Consider the following 26,354-nt stretch of genomic DNA (forward strand, 5'->3'; position numbering starts at 1 on the left):
ATCAGTTCTTTAGCGATTACTAATTTACAAAGAAAATTCGACAAACTGTTATTTTCCTATCTATTTATTAGGGTGGGAAACTTTAGTAAAGAAATAAATCGGAATATGTTTTGTCGGGCAGCTCCCTTGGCTTTCGTTGTCCGACCTGAAAAAGAATCGTCTCGTTCGGAGCATATACAGCTTTGTTTATCGGAGCTGCTCACCTTTTTCAACCTGATGAAACGGCCTTCTTCGCCATCCGTAACTACAAAGTTGCCATGGCGGGGAATACTGAGCTGACCGGCCTTCAGACGATGTGACAATGATAACATATTCTCTTTATAACATCTCCATACAAAGTTTGGATGACAATATTCTAAATTTTTAACATAATGCAAAAATAACAGTTTTCATGCTAAAATCCCTGAAAGCAGTGCAGAAGGGTTGCATAATTCTTGAAAAGAACATAGTTTTGCAACCCTAAAAATTATTATGGTATAGAATAGAGCACATGAAAAAGAAATTCGTTTATTTGTTAGGACTTTTGGTAATGGCTGTGGCTGTACAGGCACAGATTCTGACCCCTGTTAAATGGAAAATCCAACTGGAAGACTCTGAATTTGCAGAAAAGACTGTGACATTCACGGCAACGGCCGATCGGGGCTGGCATATCTACGATATGAACTTACCCAAAGGTGGACCGATTTCAACTTCGATCACCTATGAGAAACTCAAAGGCGTCGAGTTGCTTGGAAAGCCTGTGTCATCGGTAGCTCCCAGCGTTGTGCGCGACGAGCAAGCATATCCCGGTCTCGAATTGCGGTGGTATTCGGGAACCGTGACGTTCACTCAGAAGATCAAGGTGACCGATCCGAAAGCATTTAAGATGGTCGGTGAAGTGGAATACATGGCTTGCAACGACGAGTCTTGCCTGCCTCCCGAAGCGGAATCGTTTGCGTTCGATTACAGACACGTAAAAAAAACGACACAAGCCGCTGAAGCCGCTCCTTCCGACACGGTAGCCTCCGAAGAGCTTGCGGATGGAATGACACAAGCAGAGGGAGAGGATGCCATGCAAGCGTTGGAACTTGCTCCGGCGATGCACCATACCACAAAAACAGCAGCCCCCGATGGCGTGCTTACGCTTAGACAAGAATTGTGGACACCGGTGATCGGAGACCTCAAATCGTTCGGTGACGCGACGATTTCGGCTACCGATACTTCGTGGCTCTATATCTTTCTGGCCGGATTCATCGGCGGGTTGATTGCTTTGCTGACGCCTTGCGTTTGGCCTATGATTCCGATGACGGTAAGCTTCTTTCTCAAACGTAACAAAAGTCGCCAGAAAGCGATCCGCGATGCTCTGATTTACGGTGTCTCCATCATCGTAATCTACCTCACGATGGGACTTCTTATTACGGGTATCTTTGGAGCCAGCGCATTGAATGATCTTTCGACGAATGCTGTCTTCAATATCATTTTCTTCCTGTTACTCGTATTGTTTGCCGTGTCGTTCTTCGGGGCGTTTGAGTTGGTACTCCCGGCTTCATGGACGAACAAAATGGACAGTAAGGCCGATTCGACTTCCGGCATTTTGAGCATCTTTTTCATGGCCTTCACGCTGGCACTCGTTTCGTTCTCCTGCACAGGTCCGATTATTGGGACGTTGCTTGTTGAAGCCGCTTCGCAGGGTACAAGTATCGCTCCGGCCATCGGAATGTTTGGCTTTGCATTGGCGCTCGCCATTCCTTTTGCGTTGTTCGCCGTGTTCCCGAACCTGCTTCAGAACATGCCGAAATCCGGTGGATGGCTGAACTCGGTGAAGGTCGTTCTGGGCTTCCTCGAACTTGCCCTCGCACTCAAGTTTCTCTCCGTTGCGGACCTCGCATACGGTTGGCGAATTTTAGATCGTGAAGTATTCCTTGTGTTGTGGATTGTGATCTTCGTGTTGCTGGGTATCTATCTGCTCGGAAAGCTCAAACTCAAGCACGACAGCGACTTGCCTTATGTTTCCGTGCCGCGTCTCTTTATGGCGATCATCTCGCTTGCGTTTGCCGTTTATATGATTCCGGGGTTATGGGGAGCGCCGCTGAAAGCCATCAGCGCCTTCGCGCCGCCACTCTATACCCAGGACTTCAATCTTTACGAAGATGAGGTACATGCCGTTTATGACGACTATGAAGCGGGGATGGCTTATGCCACATTGGCTAATAAACCGGTGCTGATCGACTTCTCCGGTTACGGATGTGTGAACTGCCGGAAGATGGAAGCCTCGGTATGGACAGATCCTGCTGTCAAGAAAATGATTGATGAGAAATTCGTGCTGATTACGTTGATTGTCGATGACAAGACGAAACTGCCGGCCCCGATCATCATTCAAGAAAGTGGTAAGGAGCGTAAGTTGAAAACGATAGGTGACAAGTGGAGCTATTTGCAGCGTCACAAATTCGGGGCTAACGCACAGCCGTTCTATGTCATCCTCGATAATGAAGGAAAGCCACTCTCCCCCTCCTATGCTTTTGACGAAGATGTAGCCAAGTATGTAGGCTTCCTCGAAAACGGCCTGCGTAACTATCAGCAAAAAGGGAAATGAGGATGAGCACAAGAGAAGAACGTTTGGAAGCCTTCGGACGTCTGCTTGATGTCATGGACGAATTACGTGAGAAGTGTCCATGGGACCGGAAGCAGACGAATGAAAGCCTCCGTGCCAATACGATCGAAGAGACGTACGAATTGAGCGAAGCGATCCAGAAAAATCTTCCGGCTGAGATCAAGAAAGAACTTGGCGATCTGCTTCTGCATATTGTCTTCTATGCCAAAATAGGCGAAGAGAAGAATGAGTTCGATATCAAAGATGTTTGTAATACGTTATGTGATAAATTGATCTTTCGTCATCCTCACGTTTTCGGCGATGCGGTGGCTGAGAACAGCAGTGCCGTGGAGCAGTCGTGGGAGCAGTTGAAACTGAAAGAAAAAGACGGAAACAAAACCGTGCTCGACGGAGTGCCTTCCTCGCTTCCTTCGCTGATTAAGGCGTACCGCATGCAGGACAAGGCGCGCAATGTGGGGTTCGACTGGGAGAAGCGTGAGCAGGTATGGGATAAGATCCAGGAAGAACTTAACGAGTTTCGTTCCGAAGTGGATCGTATGGAAACCGACAAGATGGAAGCTGAGTTCGGTGATTTTCTGTTCGGAATGATTAATGCCGCGAGACTTTATAAAATCAATCCCGACAATGCGCTCGAGCGCACGAATCAAAAATTTATCCGCCGTTTCAACTACCTTGAAGAGCATACGATCCGGCAAGGACGATCACTCAAAGAGATGACGTTGGCCGAGATGGATGCTATCTGGGACGAAGCCAAACAACTCGGGCTCTGATTGGGGTCGCTTCGCATAAGCGCATAAGAATGTCCTGTCATTTATGATGGCAGGGCATTTTTTATGTCTTATGACAATTCCAGCATACGTTGGATCGGTTTGACGGCACGAAGACGAATCTCCTCGTCTACGAGTATCTCAGGCGTTTCGTCTCGCAGGCAGTGATAGAGCTTCTCCATCGTATTTAAGCGCATAAAGTTGCATTCGTTGCAGGCACACGTACTGTCGTTCGGAGGAGCGGGGATAAATGTCTTGTGCGGATTACGTTTACGCATCTCATGGATGATACCGCTCTCGGTCGATACGATAAACTCCGTTTTCGGCGATTGCACGGTATGGTTCAGCAATGCGGCCGTTGAGCCGATAAAATCGGCAATCTGCAAGATCGGTTGCTTGCATTCGGGATGTGCGATAACTTCTGCCTCCGGATGTGCATTCTTGAGGGCAAGGATTTTCTCCAGCGAGAATTGTTCGTGTACATGACATGCGCCGTCCCATAAAAGCATATTACGCCCGGTTATACTGTTGATATAGTTACCTAGATTCCGGTCAGGCCCGAAAATCAGTAAGGCATCTTGAGGGAACGACGCAACAATCTTGTGTGCATTGGTCGACGTCACAACTACATCGGTCAGTGCCTTGACGGCCGCCGAAGTGTTTACATACGAAATCACCTGATGATCCGGATGCGCTTTGACGAACTTCTCGAACTCATCGGCCGGGCAGCTGTCTGCCAGCGAACAACCCGCTTCCATATCAGGGATAAGTACTTTCTTCTCCGGACAGAGGATTTTAGCTGTCTCCCCCATAAAATGTACACCGCAGAGCACAATGATATCAGCTGTTGTCTTAGCCGCCCATTGAGCTAATGCAAGACTGTCGCCTACCTTGTCGGCGATATCCTGAATCCCTCCTGTCTGGTAATAATGTGCCAGAATAAACGCATTCTTCTCTTTTTTCAGACGGTTTATTTCTGCTGCATAATCAATCTTTTCCATCATAAATCACCCTTTACTTCAGGCTACAAAAATAATATATTTTTCCGGATAAGGTCATTTTGCGTATCGAGGCAACAGGGGTGACGCATTAAAATTGCATTGTCATTAGTTGTTGTGGCTTCATTCGAGCCAGTTTCTTTTGGATGCGAGGATGAACCTAAATTAAAACGATATTGATATGAGATTTACCGCCATCGATACCTCAGCTTGGGGGAAATGAAAAAGAGCATCGAAGAGCGGGCTCTTTGTATGAGAGAACGATTCGGCATGAAGCCCGAAATCCCCGACCTGTCGCACAATGGGGATGTTTGCCGAATACTGAGCATCAGCAAGCGAACGCTCCAGCACTATCGGGACAAGGGCATTATCCCCTATACTCAAATTGCAGGAAAAATCTTCTATCGCCTCTCCGACTTCAACCGACTACTACAAGATAATTATCGCTCTCAAAGTAAGTCTTTGTAATAAGGTAACTTACAAGGGTAGGATGTGTTCTTTTTCTCCATAGAGTAAATATTTCACGAAGATAAATTGCTAAAAATTTGATTGTATAAAATTTAATTATTACCTTTGCACTCAGAAATAGAAACAATGAAGAAGTACGATATATTGAAATTAGACAACCAACTATGCTTCCCTATATATGTGGCATCGAGGGAGATTATTCAGGGTTACAATCAATATTTTGGCGAACTGGATATTACCTACCCGCAATATTTGGTACTTATGGTACTTTGGGAAGAGGACGATATGACAGTAAACAGCATAGGTAAACGGTTGCATTTGGATAGCGGCACACTCACGCCATTGCTCAAACGAATGGAAATCAAAGGACTGATAGTTCGCAAACGTTGTACGATGGACGAACGAACCGTAAAAATCAGTCTTACCGACAAAGGAAAGCAGCTGAGAGAGAATGCCGTAAAAATACCGCCTCAACTGGCAAAAGATGTATCCTTAACCAACGAAGAGGTAGATACTTTAAAGAAACTAATTTACAAACTGATAAACAAAGAATAATAACATTTAAAAAGAACAATGAAATGAGACATCAAAAAACAATTGAAGCTTTACAGCTATTCACAACAGGATTGACCAATGGAGCTTTCGCTCACTTTGTGCAAGGTAAACATTTTGAATCGATGGGCTTTTCAAAACTCGGTGAGAAGTATAAAGAGCATTACACCGAGGAAATGGGCTGGGTGGAGAAGTTCATAGAGCGTATTAACGACCTCGGAGGCGAAGTAAAAATCGAAGACCAAAAGGGACGAGAAGTTGTAAAAGACCCTGTCGAATACATCAAAGCAGATCTCAAAATCCAAGAGCAAGGGGTAGAACTTTTGTACAACTGCATGGCAGAGCTAAAAGACGATCCCACAACTTACGAAATCCTAAAAGCCTATCTCGCAGACGAAGAGGAAGACCTCTATTGGAGTCAAGAGCAGATAGAGATGATAGAGATGATTGGTCGCCAAAATTGGCTAGTTAAACAGATGTAATTAATTCCAATGCTTAACAATCAAAAAAGAGTTTGCTTCATCAGTGTGGTGCAAACTCTTTTCTATTTAATTCTGCAGACCTCATAGTTATATGAATTTGTCCATATCCGAGGAAATCTTTTGGTCGGTGATTTGAGCATAGATTTGTGTGCTGGCAATGGATGTGAATGCCCCAACATCTTAGCGATACTCTCTATCGGGATACCCGCTTCCAAAGTCAGCGTGCCGAACGAATGGCGGGCAAGATGGAATGAAAGGGGCTGGCGGATACCGCAAGCCAAGCCGATGGCTTTGAGGTTCGCCCATACCTGCCTCTTGCTCTGTACCGCAGGAAAGATGGGAGCGTATTGATTGTTTTCTTTTGGAGGATATAAGCCATTAGTATTTGTTCCGCTATCGGATGCAGGCAGGGGTATCAGGGCTTCCACGTCCGTTTTCTGTCGCTTTCTGCATATGTGGCGTTTTCCTTCGCTGTTCGTTTCTATCTGACCATAGGAGAGCGAGCGGACATCAGAATACGCCAAGCCTGTGAATATGGAGAAAATGAATATCCGTGGGCTGAACTCAGATTCCTCATTCTGCAATGGGAGGGTGAGTAACGGCGACACTTCCGTTCTGTTGAGGAAGCGAGGCTTGCACACGACACTTTCATACTTTGCACCCTCGAAAGAATTACTGCGGATGGTCTTATAGTATAAGGGTTAAATCTTTGGTGAAGTAGATGAAACGCTCAAACTCATCGAAGAGTTTCGTTGGGGTAACGTATCTTCTGCACAAATCCACATTTTCTGCACTTTTCACCTCCAAGCAAACCACTACATCAAATCGCATTTTTCACACATTTCCAAATACTTAACGCTTATCTGCGACTTTCAGGACTTTCCACATATAATCTCAAAAGATAATTTCTTTACACCCCTTATAGATTTTTTGTCCATACGAATATGCTTTCCTGTAGTTTATGTTGCAAAATCCTCTATCCGAGTTGTATAAGCATTTTCAAGGGCTTTAATATCCAAAAGACTAATGCTGCGATTAAGCGTGTCGTGCTTCACTTATCACAATTCATCTTCCGTTTTTCAATCACATCTCCTGGTTCTTCTTCTCGTCCGGTTTTTACAAAAGGGGAGGGCATGATGTTCAAAAAAAAAATTGTACCTTTGTCGGCTGAATGATAGAGACAAAAAATAAATCAAATTCAAAAAAACAATGAACAAAAAAGCGATATTAATCATTTGTGACGGCTGGGGAATCGGCGACAAGAAGAAAGACGACGTAATTTCATGCACTCCTACGCCATATTGGGATTACCTATTGGAAACGTATCCGAACTCGCAGCTTCAGGCTTCGGGCGAAAATGTGGGGCTGCCCGACGGCCAGATGGGGAACTCCGAGGTGGGACACCTCAATATCGGTGCCGGACGCGTAGTATATCAAGACCTCGTGAAGATCAACAAGGCTTGCCGCGATAACAGCATCCTGAAAAATCCGGAAATCGTCCGTGCCTACGAATATGCCCGTACGACGGGTAAAAATCTTCATCTGCTCGGACTGACGTCGGACGGCGGTGTACACAGCTCGCTCGACCATCTCTATAAGCTGATCGACATCGCTCACGCGTACGGACTCCGGAACACATTCGTGCACTGCTTTATGGACGGGCGCGACACCGACCCGAAAAGCGGCAAGGGATTTATCGAACAACTGACGAAGTACTGCGCGGAAAAAACGGGTACGATAGCCGGTATCATCGGACGTTATTATGCCATGGACCGTGACAAGCGTTGGGATCGCGTCAAAATAGCATACGACTTGCTGGTGGAAGGCAAAGGCAAACCGGTGACGGATATGGTACAGGCCGTGCAAGACTGCTACGACTCGGATTCGGAAGCGCATAAAAATACGGATGAATTTATGGAACCGCTCGTCAACAGCTCCGTCGACGGACGCATCAAAGAGGGCGATGTGGTCATCTTCTTTAATTTCCGTAACGACCGCGCCAAAGAGCTGACCATCGTGCTGACACAGCAGGATATGCCCGAACAGGGAATGAAAATAATCCCGAACTTGCAATACTACTGCATGACGCCATACGATGCGACATTTAAGAATATGCACGTGCTTTTCGATAAGGATAATGTGGAAAATACGATGGGTGAATACGTGTCATCCAAATCGCTGAAACAATTACATATCGCTGAAACAGAGAAGTATGCGCATGTGACGTTCTTCTTCAACGGAGGCCGTGAGAAGCCGTTCGAAGGCGAAGACCGGATTCTTGTGCCGTCGCCTAAAGTGGCTACCTACGACCTGAAGCCGGAGATGAGTGCTTACGAAATCACAGACAAACTCGTAGAAGCCATCCGTACCAACCAATACGATTTCATCGTCTGCAACTATGCCAATGGCGATATGGTAGGACATACAGGCGTGTACGAAGCGATTGAAAAAGCCGTCGTAGCCGTCGACGCCTGCCTGAAAGATACGATCGAAGCGGCAAAAGCAGCCGGCTATGAAGTGATCGTGATTGCCGACCACGGAAATGCCGATCATGCGTTGAATGAAGACGGCACGCCCAATACGGCACACTCGCTCAACCCCGTGCCGTTCGTCTATGTGACCGAGAACAGGGCGGCTAAGGTAGCTGACGGTATTCTGGCCGACGTAGCTCCGTCGCTGCTTCATATCATGGGACTGGAACAGCCGGAAGAGATGACAGGCAAAAACCTGATTCAGGACTAAGACAGCCCCGTAAACGAATCTCGACATAAAAACCCCAAAAAGGGTGTGTGGCATGGCCGGCCGTAAGACCTGCTTGTGAACACACCCTTTACCGAATCATCCGATGATACAAATCGACGATACATTAGTCAGCCTCGACCTGATTGAACGCCAATTCTTCTGCGACCTTGCCAAATGCAAAGGCGAATGTTGCATCGAAGGCGACGCGGGCGCGCCGCTCGAAAAGGAGGAGTTCGACATCCTCCGCCGGATTCTGCCCGAAGTATGGGACGATCTCTCACCGGAGGCGCAGGAAGTTATCAACCGTCAGGGAGTAGCATGTATCGACGTGGACAGCGACATGGTCACGTCGATCGTCGACGGAAAAGATTGCGTCTTTACGTATTACGATGCCGACGGCACGTGCAAATGTGCCATCGAAAAAGCATATCGCGAAGGACGCATCAATTTTATGAAGCCGATCTCCTGCCACCTCTACCCCGTACGCATCACACGGCACAAGCATTTCCGCGCCGTCAACTACCATCGCTGGAAAATCTGTCGTGCAGCCGAAGTGCTGGGCGAGCACAAGCGCATGCCTGTCTATCGCTTCCTCCGTGAACCGCTGATCCGCTGTTTCGGAAACGGATGGTACGAAGCGCTTGACACCTGTGCCAAAGAACTCAACCGGAAAGGATACTTCCCTTCCACCGAGTAAAAGTTCCCTTTTTCATGTGACCGGCATATCATCCGCACGTATACCGGTCGCTTCCTGCAGGAAAAACCGGACAACGCTCTCTTTATTCGGCTATCACGAAATCGAGCTGTTTTCGTTCGAGATTGGCTTGTGCAATTTTGACCGTCAGCGGGTCACCGAGACGATATGTGCGTTTGCGTCTCCTGCCTACGAGCGCATAGTTTTCTTCGTCGAACGCATAGAAATCATCGTCCAAGTCGCGGATGGGCACCAGTCCTTCGCATTTGTTTTCGTTCAGTTCGACATACAGTCCCCACTCCGTCACGCCAGAGATAACGCCGTCGTAAACCCGGCCGATCTTATCGCTCATAAACTCCACCTGCTTGTATTTGACGGATGCCCGTTCGGCGTTGGCGGCGATCTGCTCCATCTGCGAGCAATGGTCGCAAAACTCCTCGTATCGATCTTTCTCCACGCTTCTTCCGCCCGTAGCGTACCGTTCTAGCAGACGGTGTGCCATCATATCGGGGTATCGCCGGATGGGCGAGGTGAAATGCGAATAATACGGGAATGCCAGTCCATAATGACCGATGTTCTCGGTCGAGTAACGGGCTTTTTGCATGGAGCGGATAGCCAGCGTCTCGATCAGGTTCTCTTCGGGTTTCCCTTGCGCTTTATCGAGCAGGTTATTGATGCCTTTCGTCAATTCGCTCTTGCTTCCGTCGGCTTTCAGCTTATAACCGAAACGGCGGATAAACTCGGCGAAGCTCTTCATCTTCTCCGGATCAGGCTGTTCGTGGATACGGTAGACAAACGTTTTCTTCGTCCTCCCCTTGGGCTGTTTGCCGATCGATTCTGCCACGACGCGGTTCGCCATCAACATAAACTCCTCGATGAGTTTGTTCGCCTCCTTCGACTCTTTAAAGTAAACGTTGAGCGGCCTGCCTTTTTCATCGATCTCGAACTTCACTTCGTACCGGTCGAAGTCGATCGAGCCGCTCGCAAAGCGTATCTTGCGCAACTGTTGCGCAAGATGATGGAGCGTCAGAATCTCGTCTTTGTAATCGCCCTGACCCGTTTCGATGATGGCCTGCGCCTCCTCATACGTAAAGCGGCGATTGCTTTCGATGATGGTACGTCCGATGCGCGAAGCCAGAACCTCGGCTTCATCGTTCATCTCGAGGACAACCGAGAAAGTCAGCTTTTCCTCGTTCGGACGAAGCGAGCAAAGATTATTACAGAGCGACTCGGGCAGCATGGGGATCGTGCGGTCGACAAGGTAAACGGACGTTGCACGTTCGTAAGCCTCTTTGTCGATGACACTGCCGGGTTTTACATAGTGCGTCACGTCGGCAATATGTACGCCGACTTCCCAAAGGCCGTTCTCCAACTTGCGTAACGACAGCGCATCGTCAAAGTCCTTCGCATCTTTCGGGTCGATGGTGAAGGTAACAACATCGCGGAAATCTTCGCGTCCGGCGCGGTCTTCGTCGGTGATCTCGGTCGGAATGCGGTTGGCCGCTTTTTCCACCTTTTCCGGATACGTGTAGGGCAGTCCGAACTCGGCCAGAATGGCGTGCATTTCCGTATCGTTATCGCCTGCTTTACCGAGAATATCGATAACTTCGCCCAGCGGATTCTTGGCCCCTTCGGGCCATTCGATGATGCGTACCACGGCCTTGTCGTTGTTGCGTCCGCCGTGCAAATGCTCGCGCGGGATAAAGATATCGTTCGACAGGGTTTTGTCTTCCGTCACTAAGAACGCATAGTCCTTGGCAATCTGCAATCGTCCGACGAACGTGCTTTTCTTATTTTCGAGCACCTCCATCACTTCGGCCTCCGGCTCGGCACCTCTGCGACGCGCGAAAAGCTGCACACGTACCTTGTCGCCGTCCATCGCATGGTGCGAATTACGTTCGGCTACGCGGATCGGTTCGCCGCCATCTTCGGGCAGGAACGCGTTGCGGCCGTTGCTCCGTCGCTGGAAGATGCCTACGGCCACGGTGCCGAGGCTGTTGAGGCGGAAACGTCCCGGTTCCACCTCGGCCAGAATACCGTCGCAGGTCAGCTCGTAAAGCAGATCGGAGACGTATAGCTTCTGCACCTGTGCTTCGATGCCGATGGATTTACTGAGTTGTTTATAGTTGTAAACCGCCTTCGGGTTCAGTTGAAAAGTGTTCAGTACGGCCTGTACAATGGCTTCTTTCTTCATTCGTTTGCTGCGCGAAGCCTTCTTTTGTTTTTTGTCGTTTTTTCGATTCGGCTTTGTGGCCGTCAGGTCTTTCTTTTTTTTAATCTTCATTGTTTTCTTTCTTTAATTCCTGCCCAAAATAATTCGGACGCAAACCGACAGCCCCCGGTTTGCAGGCAAATATGCAGCCGCTCAGAGGATAGGCGGCCAATTCTTCGTCGGTCAACCCTTCGCGGGCTGTGGTAATGTAAAGCGTGTCCATATTCCGACCGCCAAACGTACAGGAGGTCACGTTGGGCGCGGGTACTTCCACTTTGGTGATCAATTCGCCGGTGTAGGCATTGTAGCAATAGACGCCGAACCCTCCCCGTTGCGCCACCCAGAGATTATCGTTCCGGTCGATGGCCATTCCGTCGGGCATCCCGCTGCCCTGCGGGATATTGACAGCGATGCCGTTGGCAATGATATCGCCCGAACGCGCGTCGTAACGGTAACGTTTGATTTTGCCTGTCGGCGTATCGTTATAATAAATGTATTTCCTGTTTCTCGACCAGACGATACCGTTCGAGATGCTCACTCCTTTCACCATCGCATCGACCCGCCCGTTGGGACGGACACAGTACAGGGTCGCTTTTCCTTTCTCGCCGTCATCGCTCATCGTACCGACCCACAGCCATCCGTTGGGCGAACATTTGCCGTCGTTGCAGCGCAGACTGCCGCCTCTCGTCTCAATCGGTGCAATTTCTTCTTTGGCCTTGCTTTTCAGGTTCAGACGGACAATGCCGTTCTCAAGTGCTACGACCATCGTCTCCTCACTTTCAGGTACCACCGTGGTGACCTTCCGGTCGAACTTCCACGAGCGACATTTCTTCTTCTGCGGCAAAAACTCATACAACGTCTTGCTTTCGATGTCGACCCAGAACAGCGAATGTCGGTCGGGATGCCAGATCGGGCCTTCGCCTAATTGAGCTTCGGTCTGATAGACGACTTCGGCATTGATATGCTCGACCTGCGAGCACGATACCGCCATACCCGTCAGCATGACGACACACAGCAAAATTCCTATCTTTCCGAAGCCTCGCATTATTTCACCTGAATGATCCGTTTGATTTCGCTTAACTTATTTAACGCTTCCAAAGGCGTTAAATTGTTTACATCTAAATTTTTTATTTCGTCGCGCACCTGACTGAGCACCGGATCGTCGAGCTGGAAAAAGTTCAACTGATACCCTTCGCCGCCCGAAGCAAGGCTGCGAACGGGCTTCGCCGAGACGCCGTTCCGGCTGTTGTCCGCCTCCATCTGCTTCAGTATTTCATTCGAGCGTTTGACGATGCTTTTCGGCATGCCCGCCATCTTCGCGACGTGAATCCCGAAGCTATGTTCACTTCCGCCCGGCGTCAGTTTGCGCAGGAAGATGACCTTCTTGCCCGATTCCTTGACCGATATGTTGAAATTCCGGATGCGTTTGAACGAGCGTTCCATTTCGTTCAGTTCGTGGTAATGGGTAGCGAAGAGCGTTCGCGCGGACGCTTGAGGCTGTTCGTGGATATACTCTACGATAGCCCATGCGATGGAGATGCCGTCGTAGGTGCTCGTGCCGCGTCCCAACTCATCGAAGAGCACGAGGCTGCGAGGCGAGAGGTTGTTGAGGATATTCGCCGCCTCGTTCATCTCGACCATAAACGTCGATTCGCCTACCGAGATATTATCCGACGCTCCAACGCGGGTAAAAATCTTATCTACGCGGCCGATCCGTACGCTATCGGCCGAAACGAAGCTGCCGATCTGCGCCATCAGCGTGATCAGCGCCGTCTGCCGCAGCAACGCCGATTTACCGGCCATATTCGGGCCGGTGATCATCAGAATTTGCTGTTGTTTCTTATCTAAATACACGTCGTTGGCCACGTACGGTTCGCCCGCCGGGAGCTGTTGCTCGATGACAGGGTGACGCCCGCCTTTGATGTCGATCACGTCCGAATCGTCGACCACCGGACGTATGTACCGGTTGCTCTGCGCCGTCCGCGCGAATGAAAGCAGACAGTCGAGTTGTGCGATGACGTGAGCATCCTGCTGAATGGGACGGATATAGTTCGTCAGTTCGGCTACGAGTTCGTTGAAGAGCTGCATCTCGAGCGAGAGTATCTTCTCTTCGGCGCCGAGTATCTTTTCTTCGTATTCCTTGAGTTCTTCGGTAATGTAACGCTCCGCACTGACTAACGTCTGTTTGCGGATCCATTCGGGCGGCACCTTGTCTTTGTGTGTGTTGCGCACTTCGATGTAATAACCGAACACGTTGTTGAAGGCGATCTTCAGGCTGGGGATGCCGGTACGTTCGCTTTCGCGCTGTTGCACCCTCATCAGGTAGTCTTTGCCGGAGTAGGAAAGTTGGCGCAACTCATCTAGCTCGCTGTTTACGCCGTGTGCGATGACGCCTCCTTTGTTGACGAGTGCTGGCGGGTCGTTGCAAATTTCTTTCGCGATACGCTCGCTGATGGCGGCGCACGGGTCTAACTGTTCGCCGAATGCTTGCAACGACGGCTCGTTGCTGTTCAGACAGATCTCCCGTATCGGAGCGATGGCCTGCAATGCCGTTTTCAGCTGTACGACTTCGCGCGGCGAGACACGCCCGACGGCTACTTTCGAGATGATCCGCTCCAAGTCGCCGATTTCGCCGAGCAACCGGCACAGTTCGTCTTTGTCGTCCGGATGACGGAAGAAGTATTCGACCGTATCTTGCCGGCGGCGGATGGCGTCGAGGTCTTTTAGCGGAAAGAGCAGCCAGCGCCTGAGCAGGCGTGCGCCCATGGGCGAAGTGGTGCGGTCGAGGATGTCGAGCAGCGAGATGCCGCCCTCGTTCATCGTCTGCACCAGCTCGAGGCTGTGAACGGTAAATTTATCGAGCCGCACATACCGGTCTTCTTCGATGCGCGACAGCGTGCTGATATGCGCGACCTGCGTATGTTTCGTCTGATCGAGGTAAACGAGGATAGCGCCTGCCGCAACAATACCCTGCGACAAATCGGCCACACCGAAGCCTTTCAGACTCACGGTCTCGAAATGTTTGAGCAAACGCTCGTCGGCGGTGGAGGAAGTGAAGACCCAATCGTCCTGCTCGAAGAGGCAGTAGTGCAATCCGAACGCCTCGCCGAAGCGGCTGCGCAGGCCACGTCTGACAAGCACTTCCTTGGGAGCGAAGTTGGTCAGCAGTTTATCGATCGTTTCGGGCGTCCCCTCGGCCGTCAGAAACTCGCCGGTCGAGATATCCAGAAACGCAACGCCGCAGAGGCTTTTCCCGAAATGCACAGCGGCAAGGAAATTATTCTCGCGATGGTCTAAAACGTTGTCATTGATCGAGACACCGGGCGTGACTAACTCCGTGACGCCGCGTTTGACGAGTTTCTTCGCCAACTTCGGATCTTCCAGCTGATCGCAGATAGCTACCCGGCGTCCGGCGCGTACGAGCTTGGGCAGGTACGTGTCAAGCGCATGATGCGGAAAACCGGCCATCTCGACGTGCTGCGCCGCGCCGTTGGCACGCTTCGTCTGCACGATGCCGAGGATATCGGCGCCGACCACGGCATCTTCGCCGTACATCTCGTAGAAGTCGCCGACACGAAACAGCAGGATCGCATCGGGGTGCTTCGACTTGATGTCGAAGTATTGCCTCATCAAGGGAGTTTCTACTATTTTAGACACAATCGGTTTTTTACGTTTATTTTGTCTGAACAAAGATAACGCAAATTTTGCCGGCAAGCTGTAATTTTCATGTTTAATTTTGTTAGCTTCCTTATTATTTGATTATTGCAGAAAGAATGATTAACCGTCAGCCCTGCAAATTCTTCCTTTGAAGAGGAGGAGGGGGGATGTACCACTGCATTCGGTCTTTTTCGGTGCTATAAACAAAACGTGTGTATTTCCCGGTAAAAGTATCCCGGGTATCTAAAAACAAGTGCTTGTGATTTTCTTTCAGGCACAAGACGTATTCAGCCTCTGCCGAGATAATTTGCTCAGCAGTGCCGGTCTGTGCCCCCATCGCGTCAGGACAGATAATAGTCTCTTTAAGTGTCAGATTGTCTAACATTTCCGACATAACAGCCATTTCGCTTTCCTTGTTATCCGGAGTCTCTTGTGCCAGATTTAGGCGATAGAAACAGAGTTCTTGCCCCCACACAAATAAGTGGCTAATGCTATAACTAAAATATCGCTTAACTTATGCCTGCAACAACCCACAACCCACGGATCGGAAGCATGTAAATAATAGGGATCCATGCGCTTTCATAGCTCAAAGACAAACTCTTTTTTGATGAGGTTGCTCTGTCCGACACTTGTAGTCGTAGCGAAAACAGATTCGGAAATCGTATCTTTGCTTCCTGATGGAAGACAACGATAAAAAAGAAGCACGCCGCGCCGCGTTGTATGCGAGTCTGTTGATCGCTGTACCTTGTGCGGTACATATCGTCAATGTATGCTTCTCCCTGCGGCTGCAACGTTTCGGGCTGGCCCCACATGATCTTCGAGGATTGTCCGGCATTCTTACGATGCCGTTGCTGCATGCGGGATGGGAGCATCTGCTCTCCAACATGCCGCCGTTATGGGTGCTCACTTTTGGACTCATTCTGTTCTACCGTGAAAAAAGCCGGACAATTTTTGCTTACCTCTATTTGATGAGCGGATTGTTCACGTGGAGTATTGCTTCGGCCGGTTCCGTCCATATTGGAGCCAGTGGAGTGATATATGCTTTGGCGGCGTTTCATTTCGTGACCGGTATGATCCGGCGAGTACCCCGGCAGATGGCTTTCGCCCTGTTAGTCGCTTTTCTGTACGGTGGATTTGTATGGGCATTCTTTCCTTCGCTCTACAGGCATACAACCATCTCGTGGGAAGGACATTTCTCCGGCCTGGTCTCGGGTATTGTTCTGGCAATCTATGTACGTCGTTGGGGGCCGCCACCTCCACCTGATCCTTTTGAAGGCGAAGACGAAGAACCGGATGAAGATATCGAAGCTTACTGGAAGATACCCGACGAAGAACAGCCTTCCTCATCTGTCCCTGATGCATAGGAAGGCGTCGGATTGTCAGAAACGGCTTCATTGGGTATATATCCGTAATGAGGTACGTATTTTTTGCATACGAGAAACTTATTTTTACATCTTCGCAGCAGATCATTTTTTTTTCTTACATTTGTGGTCATACAATCATCCCGTTATGTTGAATAAAAGTTTAGTATCGATTGATCAATGTACGAAAGAAGATATTCTGCGTATTCTTGAGAACGCCCGGAAGTTTGAAGAAAATCCCGACCGCCGCCTGCTTGAAGGCAAGATTGCGGCCACACTCTTTTTCGAACCCTCGACACGTACACGTCTGAGCTTCGAGACGTCGGTGAATCGTTTGGGAGGACGTGTTATCGGTTTTCAGGACGCCTCGACCACCAGCTCGTCGAAAGGGGAGACCCTTAAAGACACGATTCTGATGGTCAGCAATTATGCCGATGTGATCATCATGCGCCACCATCTTGAAGGGGCTGCCCGCTATGCCTCCGAAGTGACGAAGGTACCTATCATCAATGCCGGCGACGGCGCCAATCAACACCCTTCACAGACACTGCTCGACCTCTATTCGATCAAAAAGACGCAAGGGACACTTGATAACCTGACCATCACGATGGTAGGCGACCTGAAATACGGACGTACGATTCATTCGCTGATTGTCGGTATGTCGCACTTCCATCCGACGTTCCATTTTATCGCTCCGGAAGAATTGAAGATGCCGGAAGAACAGAAGCATTTCTGTCGTACACACGGTATCGGATTTCATGAACATACCGTCTTTTCCGAAGATATTATCAACCAGACGGATATTCTTTATATGACGCGTGTACAACGGGAACGTTTTACGGATCTTGTTGAATACGAACGGGTCAAAAATGTGTATATTTTGCATAACAGGATGCTCGAACATTCGCGTCCGAATCTGCGCGTATTACATCCGCTGCCACGTGTGTACGAAATCGCTTACGATGTGGATGATAATCCGAAAGCGTATTACATCCAGCAGGCGCGGAACGGTCTTTTTACCCGCGAGGCGATTATCTGCGACGTGCTAGGCATTGATATAAAGACGAAAATCGACAATTAATCAGAGATAAAGATGTCAAACAAAGGTAAACGAAAAGAATTGCAGGTGGCCGCGCTTGAAAACGGTACGGCGATAGACCATATCCCCCCGGCTCAATTGTTTAAGGTGGCCGAATTGCTTGGACTTGATAAGATGGACAACCGCATTACGATCGGTAACAACTTTGAAAGTAAGAAGATGGGATGCAAGGGCATGATTAAGATTGCGGATAAGTTTTTTGAGGAAGACGAGATCAACCGAATCGCACTTGTTGCACCGAATGTTGTGCTCAACATCATCCGAGATTATGAAGTCGTAGAAAAGAAATGTGTTCGTCTGCCCGATGAACTGATTGATATCATCCGATGCAACAATCCTAAATGTATCACGAACAATGAACCGATGAAATCACATTTCTATGTGACAGATAAAGAGACAGGCGCCGTCAAATGCCGTTATTGTGAACGTAAAACGAATCAGGAAGAAATTACAATTAAATAGTAAGTCGATGCCGGCTTGCGAGGAAATTTTGCTGTAAAACAAACGATTATGAAACAGGACTGGAAACCGGGAACTATGATTTATCCGCTACCGGCGGTGATGATTTCGTGCGGAAGTGATCCGTCGGAATATAATATTTTGACTGTAAGCTGGGTGGGAACAATCTGCTCGAACCCGCCGATGTGCTATATCTCGGTGCGTCCCGAACGCTTTTCATATCCCATTCTGAAAAAGAATATGGAATACGTGATTAACCTGACGACTCGTGATATGGCATTTGCAACAGACTGGTGCGGCGTTGTTTCGGGGAAGGACCATCGTAAATTCGAGGAGATGAAACTTACTCCCGGATGCGCTTCTATCGTTCGGGCTCCGCTGATCGAGGAATCGCCGCTTTGCATCGAATGCCGGGTCAAAGAGGTGATGAGACTTGGCTCACACGACATGTTTATCTCTGAGGTCGTCAATGTGAAGGCCGACGAGAAATACCTTCATCCCGAGACCGGTGCTTTCGATATGCAGAAGGCAGATTTACTGACGTATGTGCATGGTAAATACTATGGAATGGGAGACTTGCTCGGTTTCTTCGGTTGGTCGGTAAAAAAGAAAAAATAAGCACATGGGGAGATTTATTCTCTTGATATTAAGCGCGATGTGCTATATTGCGGCACCAGCTCAGTCACTTATCAAGCCGGATCATAAGGTGGTGAATCTGGGAGTAAAGGTCGGGTTGCGGGCTTTACAGTCGGATATTTCATCGATTGACTTGGATGAGGTCAGGTTTGAAGATATCCACCTCAAACACGATGTAGGTTATATGGCTGGTTTTCTGATACGGGTCAATGTCGACCGTTTTTTTATTCAGCCGTCAGCCTTTTGGAATTATTCGAGCGGAGACATTCGGTTCGATGTGATTCGTCCCGCTTCGGAGCAGACAAACGAATCAGCCATGGAATTTCCCCAGGCGATGACGATGGAGATCAAATCGCTCGAAGTACCGGTGGTGGTAGGTTACCATTTGATTAAACAACGTCCGTATGTGTTTAGTCTTATGGGCGGAGTCAAGTTAAAATATAATTACGACGTGCAGTTTACGGCGAATAGTCCGCATACTTCTTTCTCATATAACGGGGATACATCGCCTTATCATTGGGCGGCCTACACGGCGATGGAAGTACTGATCGGCAAACTGACTTTCGATATCGGCTATGAATACGGCCTGAATCGCTTGCATTCTGATTTCGATCCGTTTTCATATCATTCGGGAGGAACGGAGAGAGCCTCATCGTTGCATATCAGTAAATACCTGAACGGGTTGAGCATGTCGGTGGGTATTCTGTTCTAAAAAAGAGCGGAAGACTTGTTTACTTAGAACAGGTTTGCGGTACGCTTTTTTCGCCTCCGGAAAATCTCCGATAACGTAGAAAAATCTTTGTGAAACATCAGCCCCACCCCTTGTCGGGTCGGTGACTTCATATTATATCGGTAATACATGTCGTTGGCATGGTTGTACGCTTTCAGACGTATTTCGCCGGAAGGAGTCAATTTATATTCCAGATCAAACTCTCCGACAAATGCATTATTTTGAATGTAATTGTCACGATAACCGAAGTTTCCGTTAAATAACAAACGGTTGTTTAATAACTGACTTGAAAGAAGCATCTCCACTTCGGTATCCGTGACCCCATCTTGACGAGAGCGGATATTCGTTCCGATCTGCACCTTATCTGTCAGACTGTTCAGGATGCCGGAGAGCTGCGACGACAAAGCCGAAGATGCCATGGCGCTGAACTCATTCGACCGATACGCATTTTTTGAGTAGTCCGGGGTATAGAATTTGTTGAGTACAAGCAGGTAGACGATCTGTCGCGTCATCATATCTTCCGTGCCGATGAACGAACGTACTTGCCGCGCCAGTTCATGGGTTGAATTCGGGAACTCCATATCGAACGAGATCGTCGGGTTTTGTAGTCGTCCGTTCAGTTTCAGCAGGCAGTTTACTGGGATGTTACGTTGAATACCGCTTTCCACAGCCAAGCGTTCATCCAAATCTTGGATATTGGCTTTCAAGTGATAGCTTGCATCCAGACTAAGCAGTGCGCTCAGCGGATCGCCACGAAAATCGATGCGACTCCCTTCCCGAATCTTAAAGTCTTTGCGGATTAATTGTTGCAGACTGAAATTGTAGCTTCCTTCCCGGATCGTATATCCTCCATACATGGCCAAATTGCTGCTTGTTCCGTATTGGATTTGGAGATTGCCGCTTCCGTCGCCTTTTATTTTGTCTCCGCTGACAGGGTCTAAAATCAGTTCCAGCTTGGCGTCCGGAGTTACATCGGCAACGATGTTGATGCGTATTTCCGTTCCTTCATTATCGTCATTGGCAGCCTGTGCGATTGTTCTTGTAAGGGTACTGTCTTTTGTCGTCGGATTGTCCTTAAATCGGATGAAATCGTACTCTTCGGCTGATGATCCGTTGGCAAAGTTGAAGCCGACTGTCGTATTGCGGTCGCTTCGCATATTGGCGTTGATATGGATAAGTCGTTCGGTGCCTCGAAGGCTGGCATTTCCCGTTCCGTATAAGACTCCGTAAATGTTGGGGTTTATTCTTTCCGAAGCATCGTATAACAATAGATTGTTTGCTTTGATGTCGGCTGAAAAACCGAAATCCCGAAGGTGATCGTGCTGTACGGTAAAGTCGACAGCTCCCTTATTTCCATGTTTATCGTGAATAACAATATTTCGGCCTTCGATGGTGGTAGGAGTCATGAAAACGGAATCGGAAAAAGAATATACGGTCTGAAGGAAATCGACTCCAATACGGCCATTCCGGATCAATGCTTTTCCTTCGAACGAGAGATCGGAAAAAGGCCCATACAGATGCAGGTTTCCATAGCAATTACCTTCAAATACTTGGGTGAAGGAGCTGAGATATGGACGTAACAGACCGATATCTAAATCTTTTGCATCAAAATAAAGAGAAAGCCCCTCTTTTTCGCCGACGGGATAAATGTATCCGTTGACATCCGTCCACGTCGAGCGGTCTTTGTAGATGGTGCCCAGCAGCAGGATGCCATTCTGGTCGTTATCCCATTCGCTGAAAAGATTCAGACGTCCTTGCACGACTCTGTTAAACGAAAAATCTTGCACTTCAAGATTGGTGTTGATGATGCGGCTTCCGTAAAGATCATTCAGGCGGAAAGTTCCGGTAGCCCGTCCTCCGAATTGCAGGGCGGGAATGTTTACAATGTCGAAAATGTAGCTTAACTCGATGTCGTTCAAATCGAGTGTAAGGGTTTCCTGAGGGCTGAAAGAAGAGATTGTCCCGTTGATTCGGAGGTACTGATCGCCTTTAGATAGATGGATGTTGTCTACGAATATCTTTTCTTTATCAATGGTGATGGAGGCCGGCTGGATATTCCAGGTGGAATCTTTGACGATGATTCTGTTCGGTTCGATAGAGATTTTAGAAAGCAGCTTTTTGCTTCCGTCTTCTTCCGTTATGGAAAATTGCGTGGAAGAAGAGAGGGCTATTTTAACTCCGTCTTTCTGGTTGTTTTCCAGTGTGAAAGAAGTCCTCAATCGGTCGTTGGCGGCATCGGCCTTGATGTGGATTTGGTTCTGAGAGCCTTTCTGTTGCAGTTGAGTCGCTCGTATTTCTGCTTCCATAGCCCCATTCGGATTGTTTAACACGATGGAACCATCTTTGAAGACGGATTGGGAAACCTCGAATCGAGGTAATGAAGCATTGAGATGGAATCGTCCATTCGGATTGTCGTAGTGCCCGAAGATGCGCGACGGAGCTAGCAAGGCGACCGGGAGCTTCAACGCTTTAGAGAGTCGTTCGGTATTCTCAATGTTTATCGTAAAGGAATAACTGTCTATTCCGATAGAAGTACTTGGAGGGAAAGTCGTGCTCAGCGAAGGAAGATAAGGACGAATAAGATTCACCAGCGAAGGTAGAAGATGAGTGAAAGAACAGGAGCCGGTTACTTCTCCGTTCAAAAGATCCGAATAGACTGTTAGTTTCCGTTCGGAGGATATTCCCGATGCCTGAATGTGTGCCGTATTCAGTAGAAAAGTATCGGTACGTGTCAGGAATGACAGATTGTCGATGGTAATCTGTCCTTGGAAGTTATCGATATGGTTACCGGTGATGTTGCTATTTACTTGGAACGAAAGCTCGGGCGAATCATATTTTTCGGTGAGATGTAGCTTGTCCGGACGGAAATGTTCCAACGTGGCGGAGAAATTGAATTCCGACTGTTCTCCATTGTTGTTGAAGAGCCCTTCGGCATGAAGTTTCCCGTTCGGGTCATCGATGCGGATGGTACCGTTGAATTCTTTCGGACGGAAGCCCCCGGAGAGTAAGATGTTCTCGTATGTATACTTTTCGTATTCAAACCGGTCGATTTTGGCCTGAACAGTGCCGGAAAACGCCCCGTTGGCCGGCTTGGAAGCATCCAACTCCGCCTTGAATTGAACTTTTCCATAGGGGGTGTTTTCGTTGAACAGAGGTGCGATATCCAATTCGGAAGATGAGATTTTACCTTTCAGATACGTCGCAAATCGGTGTTCCTTCTCCCGACCGATAAGCATATCCATCTCAAGCGATCCGATGTCGGAAGATAACTTGCCGAAAGCTACCAGCTGATCGATGAATCCGGAGATTTCTCCGGTAAAATGGATCATCCCGAGTCGGTTAATAGGCGTAGGAAGCGACACGGGCGTTTCTTGAAAGTTATGGATGATCCGCTCTAAACTTTCTGAGGCCAGTTGTAAGTTGCTTATTTGTCCGAATAAATAACTTTTTTCCGGATGCCAGATATTTTTCAGGTTCATCTGTGCTTTCAGCGATAGGGTACGGCCCTGTCTTACTGTTAAGTCGCGAACTGTCAGATTATCCATTGTTCCCGATGCGGAAGCCGACAGCTGAAAAGGCTCCGAAGCATTTTGAAAGGCCGGCACAAATGCGGACAAATCACTGAGACTGATTTCAGAAGGAGCGATCTGTATTGCTAAGGGAGCTTCTGTCTGTTCTTTCACCAGTCGGTCGATGCTGCTTCGGACGGAAACGCCGGCAATATGCAATTGTGTCTGTGGCAAGAGTATCTTTAACTGACGAACAGTGACACTGTCTTGATTACCGGTTACGAAAGCGGATAACTTATTCAACCGGAATCCCGATCGTTCTTTCATACTGAGCTTATGAATCTCTACCGAAAAGGTCGGAGCGTGCAAGGTCGGCAATATTATTTTCCCGTTAATATCCTCTAAATGAATATGTCCGGCGCTAAATCGATTATCCGGAAAGGGTACATTAAGCACATCATATCTCAGGCGTCCCCGACGAATTATAATTGAATTGATCTTTAGGTCTATACTCGTTTTGGAGAGCGTATCTTTTGATGCAAAGGCATCCATAACAAATTGAAGGTTTAAAGGACTGTCGGGCGTCTCCCGTTCGATGTTAAGCGAGAAACCAAACAGGCGGACGGTCGTGAAAACCCATTGTCCGTGGAGCAGCGGCCAGATTTTGAATCCGGCCGAGATATGATCAGCTTCAAACAGCTTCTGTCCGTTTTGATCGTCGATCGAAACATCTCCCAACACGAGACGGTTTAACCACTCGATATCGACTTTACCTACGGTAACAGGCACGTTAAGCCGGGCGGAGAGTTCTTTCTCCGCCTCCGATGCAATCTTCTCCTGTACCATCGGGATATGCAGTAGCAATGCGGGAAACGCATAGCCTATCCACCCAATGATGAGCACCGTTATAACGATGTATTTTAAAGCTTTAATATTGCGATCTGTTTATATGAACGGCCTGAAAATCAAATTTAACTCACAAAACTAATCATTATCGCCGTAGATTTTGTTATTTTGTGCCCTAATTTTCGTTAAGCGAAACCGAAGACTTTAGTATGACAAATAATAATGTAACGATATTGGGGATTGAATCTTCGTGCGACGATACATCATGCGCCGTGATACGTGACGGGGTACTGCTTTCGAATGTGATTGCGGGTCAGGCAGTACATGAGGCCTATGGCGGTGTTGTGCCGGAGCTTGCGTCGCGGGCGCATCAGCAAAATATTGTACCGGTCGTTTCGGAAGCGATCAAGCGGGCGGGCATTGACAAATCGGAATTGAGCGCCATTGCTTTTACGCGGGGGCCGGGCTTGTTAGGCTCGTTATTAGTAGGCACTTCTTTTGCCAAAGGACTGGCTTTGTCGCTGGGGATTCCAATGATTGAGGTCAATCATTTGCAAGCTCATGTGTTGGCACATTTTATCAAGCAGTCTCCCGAAGATCACGATCACCCGTCATTTCCTTTTATCTGTCTGTTGGTGTCCGGAGGAAATTCGCAGATTATCAAGGTGGATGCCTACGACCGGATGGAAGTGGTGGGCCAAACGATCGACGATGCTGCCGGAGAGGCGTTCGACAAATGTGCCAAAGTGATGGGGCTGGGTTATCCGGGCGGGCCGGTCGTCAATCGGCTGGCGAATGAGGGCGACCCGAAAGCGTTTGTTTTCAGCAAGCCGCATATTCCCGGATACGATTACAGTTTCAGCGGATTGAAAACATCATTTCTCTATACGTTACGTGATGAGTTGAAGACGAATCCCGATTTTATCGAACAACGGAAAGCCGACCTCTGCGCTTCGCTTCAGGCTACGGTCATCGATATCCTGATGAACAAATTGCGGAAGGCTGTTGATGATTTCGGCATTTATGAGGTTGCCGTGGCCGGAGGGGTTTCGGCTAACTCGGGGCTGCGCGATGCGTTTCATGACCATGCCCGTCGGTTTGGTTGGAAGATTTACTTGCCGCCGAACGCTTTTACGACCGATAATGCGGCGATGGTGGCCATGACCGGATATTTTAAATATTGGGATCGGATCTTTTGTCCGATGGATGCTACGCCATTCGCACGGGTGGAATTGTAGCCGGGGAAGCGAAATCTTAATTGTAGAAAGAAATGACTGTAGAGATTATAACGATCGGAGACGAACTGCTTATCGGACAGGTGGTAGATACGAATTCGGCATGGATGGGTTCGCTATTGAATGATAACGGATTCGAGGTGGTACATAAGACGGTTACAGGCGATAAGGCAGAGAATATCGTATCAGCTGTCAATGCGGCAGGATGTCGTGCCGATGTGATTTTGATTACCGGAGGATTAGGGCCTACCTCGGACGACTTGACATTGCACGCTCTATGCGACTGTTTCGGCGCATCGTTACGTTTTTCGGAAGAGGTGTATGTCCATATTGAAAAGATTTTCTCACGTCGGAATTTGACGATGAACGAACTGACCCGGAATCAGGCTCTGGTGCCCGACAAAGCGACTGTGATTCGGAACGAAGCAGGGACAGCTCCCTGCACATGGTTCGAGCGCGACGGCAAAGTCTTTGTTTCGATGCCCGGTGTTCCGGCCGAGATGAAGTGGTTGATGACGCATGAAGTTATTCCCCGTCTGAAAAAAAGATTCCGTCAAGATTTGTATATCAAGCATGAAACATGTTGGGTGACGGGGTATACCGAGTCGGCTTTGGCAATTGAATTGGCCGATTTTGAGAAGCGTCTGCCTTCGTTTGTAAAACTCGCTTATTTGCCGCAGGCCGGTATCATCCGTCTGCGACTGTCGGCATATAGCCGGACGTCGGAAGAAGCGGAAACAACGCTTGCGGCTTTGCGGAAAGAGCTTGGACAGAGATTGCACGGACAGATCAATCCGGAAGGAGACAAGGATATCGAAGTCCTGGTCGGTGAGCGTCTGCGTGCACGAGGACAGACGGTCGGAACGGCTGAGAGTTGTACCGGCGGTGCCATTGCCGCGGCGCTGACATCTGTAGCCGGAAGTTCGGACTATTATGTGGGCGGTGTGGTGTCATACTCGAATGCATTGAAACATAAACTTCTGAATGTATCCGAAACGGATCTGGAGCGGTACGGGGCTGTCAGCCGGCCGGTGGTCGAGCAGATGGCACGCGGAGCCTTGCGGGTTCTGGGCTGCGATTATGCGGTGGCCACTTCTGGTCTTGCGGGGCCGGGAGGCGGTACGGCGGAGAAGCCTGTTGGAACGGTATGGATCGCTGTCGCTCACGGAGACGATGTCGTTTCCAACGAATTTCGTTTCTCGAACGTTCGTGATCAAAATATTCGCCGGACAGTGAACATGTCTCTGCTTATGCTGTTGAACGAGATGAGAGATCGTCAACCATAGCGTCAATGGACTCTGCCGATATAACCGTTTA

The 26,354-nt window shown here is 48.7% G+C and carries 21 protein-coding genes and 1 pseudogene; 14 read left to right on the plus strand and 8 right to left on the minus strand.

Annotated elements, in window-relative coordinates:
• The first annotated feature begins 490 nt into the window (after positions 1-490).
• Together ACTTKA_RS06815 and mazG are read left to right on the plus strand one after the other, a co-directional pair.
• Entirely contained in the window at positions 491-2,572 is a 2,082-nt protein-coding gene (locus tag ACTTKA_RS06815; protein ID WP_442724446.1) for a protein-disulfide reductase DsbD family protein, read from the plus strand.
• A 2-nt stretch (positions 2,573-2,574) separates the two neighbouring features.
• On the plus strand, positions 2,575-3,360 hold the full coding sequence (gene mazG, locus ACTTKA_RS06820) for a nucleoside triphosphate pyrophosphohydrolase (RefSeq protein ID WP_442724447.1): 786 nt from the start codon (positions 2,575-2,577) through the stop codon (positions 3,358-3,360).
• 68 nt (positions 3,361-3,428) lie between these two features.
• Here mazG and nadA read toward each other — a convergent pair whose 3' ends face one another.
• The gene (gene nadA, locus ACTTKA_RS06825) at positions 3,429-4,361 is read right to left on the minus strand and encodes a quinolinate synthase NadA (RefSeq protein ID WP_442713956.1); all 933 of its coding nucleotides are present in this window, start codon (positions 4,359-4,361) and stop codon (positions 3,429-3,431) included.
• A gap of 246 nt (positions 4,362-4,607) precedes the next feature.
• On the opposite strand from nadA, the gene ACTTKA_RS06830 reads away from it, so the two are divergent.
• The 3 genes from ACTTKA_RS06830 (at position 4,608) to ACTTKA_RS06840 (ending at position 5,857) form a co-directional block, all read left to right on the plus strand.
• Positions 4,608-4,823 (plus strand): helix-turn-helix domain-containing protein, encoded by a 216-nt coding sequence (locus ACTTKA_RS06830; protein WP_442724448.1) that lies wholly within the window; start codon positions 4,608-4,610, stop codon positions 4,821-4,823.
• Between the two features lie 126 nt (positions 4,824-4,949).
• Positions 4,950-5,378, plus strand: coding sequence for a MarR family winged helix-turn-helix transcriptional regulator (locus tag ACTTKA_RS06835; protein WP_442724449.1), 429 nt, complete (start codon positions 4,950-4,952; stop codon positions 5,376-5,378).
• A 23-nt stretch (positions 5,379-5,401) separates the two neighbouring features.
• Positions 5,402-5,857 (plus strand): ferritin-like domain-containing protein, encoded by a 456-nt coding sequence (locus tag ACTTKA_RS06840; protein WP_442724450.1) that lies wholly within the window; start codon positions 5,402-5,404, stop codon positions 5,855-5,857.
• A gap of 62 nt (positions 5,858-5,919) precedes the next feature.
• Here the strand turns inward: ACTTKA_RS06840 and ACTTKA_RS06845 are convergent, their stop codons facing one another.
• Together ACTTKA_RS06845 and ACTTKA_RS06850 are read right to left on the minus strand one after the other, a co-directional pair.
• A complete protein-coding gene (locus ACTTKA_RS06845; protein WP_442724451.1) occupies positions 5,920-6,498 on the minus strand; it encodes a site-specific integrase in 579 nt (192 codons plus the stop codon).
• Between the two features lie 252 nt (positions 6,499-6,750).
• A pseudogene (locus ACTTKA_RS06850) lies at positions 6,751-6,906 on the minus strand (ISAs1 family transposase); the annotation flags it as partial.
• Between the two features lie 160 nt (positions 6,907-7,066).
• On the opposite strand from ACTTKA_RS06850, the gene gpmI reads away from it, so the two are divergent.
• Together gpmI and ACTTKA_RS06860 are read left to right on the plus strand one after the other, a co-directional pair.
• Positions 7,067-8,599 (plus strand): 2,3-bisphosphoglycerate-independent phosphoglycerate mutase, encoded by a 1,533-nt coding sequence (gpmI, locus tag ACTTKA_RS06855; protein ID WP_442724452.1) that lies wholly within the window; start codon positions 7,067-7,069, stop codon positions 8,597-8,599.
• A 103-nt stretch (positions 8,600-8,702) separates the two neighbouring features.
• Positions 8,703-9,296 (plus strand): DUF3109 family protein, encoded by a 594-nt coding sequence (locus ACTTKA_RS06860; RefSeq protein ID WP_442724453.1) that lies wholly within the window; start codon positions 8,703-8,705, stop codon positions 9,294-9,296.
• An 82-nt stretch (positions 9,297-9,378) separates the two neighbouring features.
• On the opposite strand, the gene rnr is transcribed toward ACTTKA_RS06860, so the two are convergent.
• The 4 genes from rnr to ACTTKA_RS06880 all read right to left on the minus strand — a co-directional run bounded on the left by rnr (position 9,379) and on the right by ACTTKA_RS06880 (position 15,565).
• Complete coding sequence (rnr, locus tag ACTTKA_RS06865) at positions 9,379-11,577, minus strand: ribonuclease R (RefSeq protein ID WP_442724454.1); 2,199 nt, start codon at positions 11,575-11,577, stop codon at positions 9,379-9,381.
• Positions 11,567-12,496 (minus strand): SMP-30/gluconolactonase/LRE family protein, encoded by a 930-nt coding sequence (locus ACTTKA_RS06870; protein ID WP_442713978.1) that lies wholly within the window; start codon positions 12,494-12,496, stop codon positions 11,567-11,569. Before ACTTKA_RS06870 ends, rnr begins: the two co-directional genes overlap by 11 nt.
• Positions 12,497-12,549: 53 nt before the next feature.
• Complete coding sequence (mutS, locus tag ACTTKA_RS06875; protein WP_442724472.1) at positions 12,550-15,135, minus strand: DNA mismatch repair protein MutS; 2,586 nt, start codon at positions 15,133-15,135, stop codon at positions 12,550-12,552.
• A 154-nt stretch (positions 15,136-15,289) separates the two neighbouring features.
• On the minus strand, positions 15,290-15,565 hold the full coding sequence (locus tag ACTTKA_RS06880; protein WP_442724455.1) for a hypothetical protein: 276 nt from the start codon (positions 15,563-15,565) through the stop codon (positions 15,290-15,292).
• A 274-nt stretch (positions 15,566-15,839) separates the two neighbouring features.
• Between ACTTKA_RS06880 and ACTTKA_RS06885 the strand changes: the two genes are divergently transcribed.
• From ACTTKA_RS06885 to ACTTKA_RS06905, 5 genes are all read left to right on the plus strand, one after another.
• On the plus strand, positions 15,840-16,526 hold the full coding sequence (locus ACTTKA_RS06885) for a rhomboid family intramembrane serine protease (protein ID WP_442724456.1): 687 nt from the start codon (positions 15,840-15,842) through the stop codon (positions 16,524-16,526).
• 145 nt (positions 16,527-16,671) lie between these two features.
• Positions 16,672-17,604 carry an aspartate carbamoyltransferase gene (gene pyrB, locus ACTTKA_RS06890; RefSeq protein WP_097560752.1) on the plus strand — a complete coding sequence of 311 codons (933 nt, stop codon included), beginning with the start codon at positions 16,672-16,674 and terminating at the stop codon, positions 17,602-17,604.
• A 12-nt stretch (positions 17,605-17,616) separates the two neighbouring features.
• Complete coding sequence (pyrI, locus tag ACTTKA_RS06895) at positions 17,617-18,084, plus strand: aspartate carbamoyltransferase regulatory subunit (protein ID WP_014224279.1); 468 nt, start codon at positions 17,617-17,619, stop codon at positions 18,082-18,084.
• Positions 18,085-18,132: 48 nt separating this feature from the next.
• Entirely contained in the window at positions 18,133-18,699 is a 567-nt protein-coding gene (locus ACTTKA_RS06900; RefSeq protein ID WP_442713961.1) for a flavin reductase family protein, read from the plus strand.
• 4 nt (positions 18,700-18,703) lie between these two features.
• The gene (locus ACTTKA_RS06905; RefSeq protein ID WP_080948639.1) at positions 18,704-19,429 is read left to right on the plus strand and encodes a porin family protein; all 726 of its coding nucleotides are present in this window, start codon (positions 18,704-18,706) and stop codon (positions 19,427-19,429) included.
• A gap of 23 nt (positions 19,430-19,452) precedes the next feature.
• Here the strand turns inward: ACTTKA_RS06905 and ACTTKA_RS06910 are convergent, their stop codons facing one another.
• Positions 19,453-23,802 carry a translocation/assembly module TamB domain-containing protein gene (locus tag ACTTKA_RS06910; protein WP_442724473.1) on the minus strand — a complete coding sequence of 1,450 codons (4,350 nt, stop codon included), beginning with the start codon at positions 23,800-23,802 and terminating at the stop codon, positions 19,453-19,455.
• A gap of 209 nt (positions 23,803-24,011) precedes the next feature.
• Here ACTTKA_RS06910 and tsaD point away from each other — a divergent pair, with 209 nt between their 5' ends.
• Positions 24,012-25,040: a tRNA (adenosine(37)-N6)-threonylcarbamoyltransferase complex transferase subunit TsaD gene (gene tsaD, locus ACTTKA_RS06915; protein ID WP_097560749.1), complete on the plus strand. Its 1,029-nt coding sequence runs from the start codon at positions 24,012-24,014 to the stop codon at positions 25,038-25,040.
• 32 nt (positions 25,041-25,072) lie between these two features.
• Positions 25,073-26,323: a competence/damage-inducible protein A gene (locus ACTTKA_RS06920; protein ID WP_442724457.1), complete on the plus strand. Its 1,251-nt coding sequence runs from the start codon at positions 25,073-25,075 to the stop codon at positions 26,321-26,323.
• Positions 26,324-26,354 lie beyond the last annotated feature (31 nt).

The organism is Tannerella sp. (assembly GCF_052170195.1).
Taxonomy (GTDB): Bacteria; Bacteroidota; Bacteroidia; order Bacteroidales; family Tannerellaceae; genus Tannerella.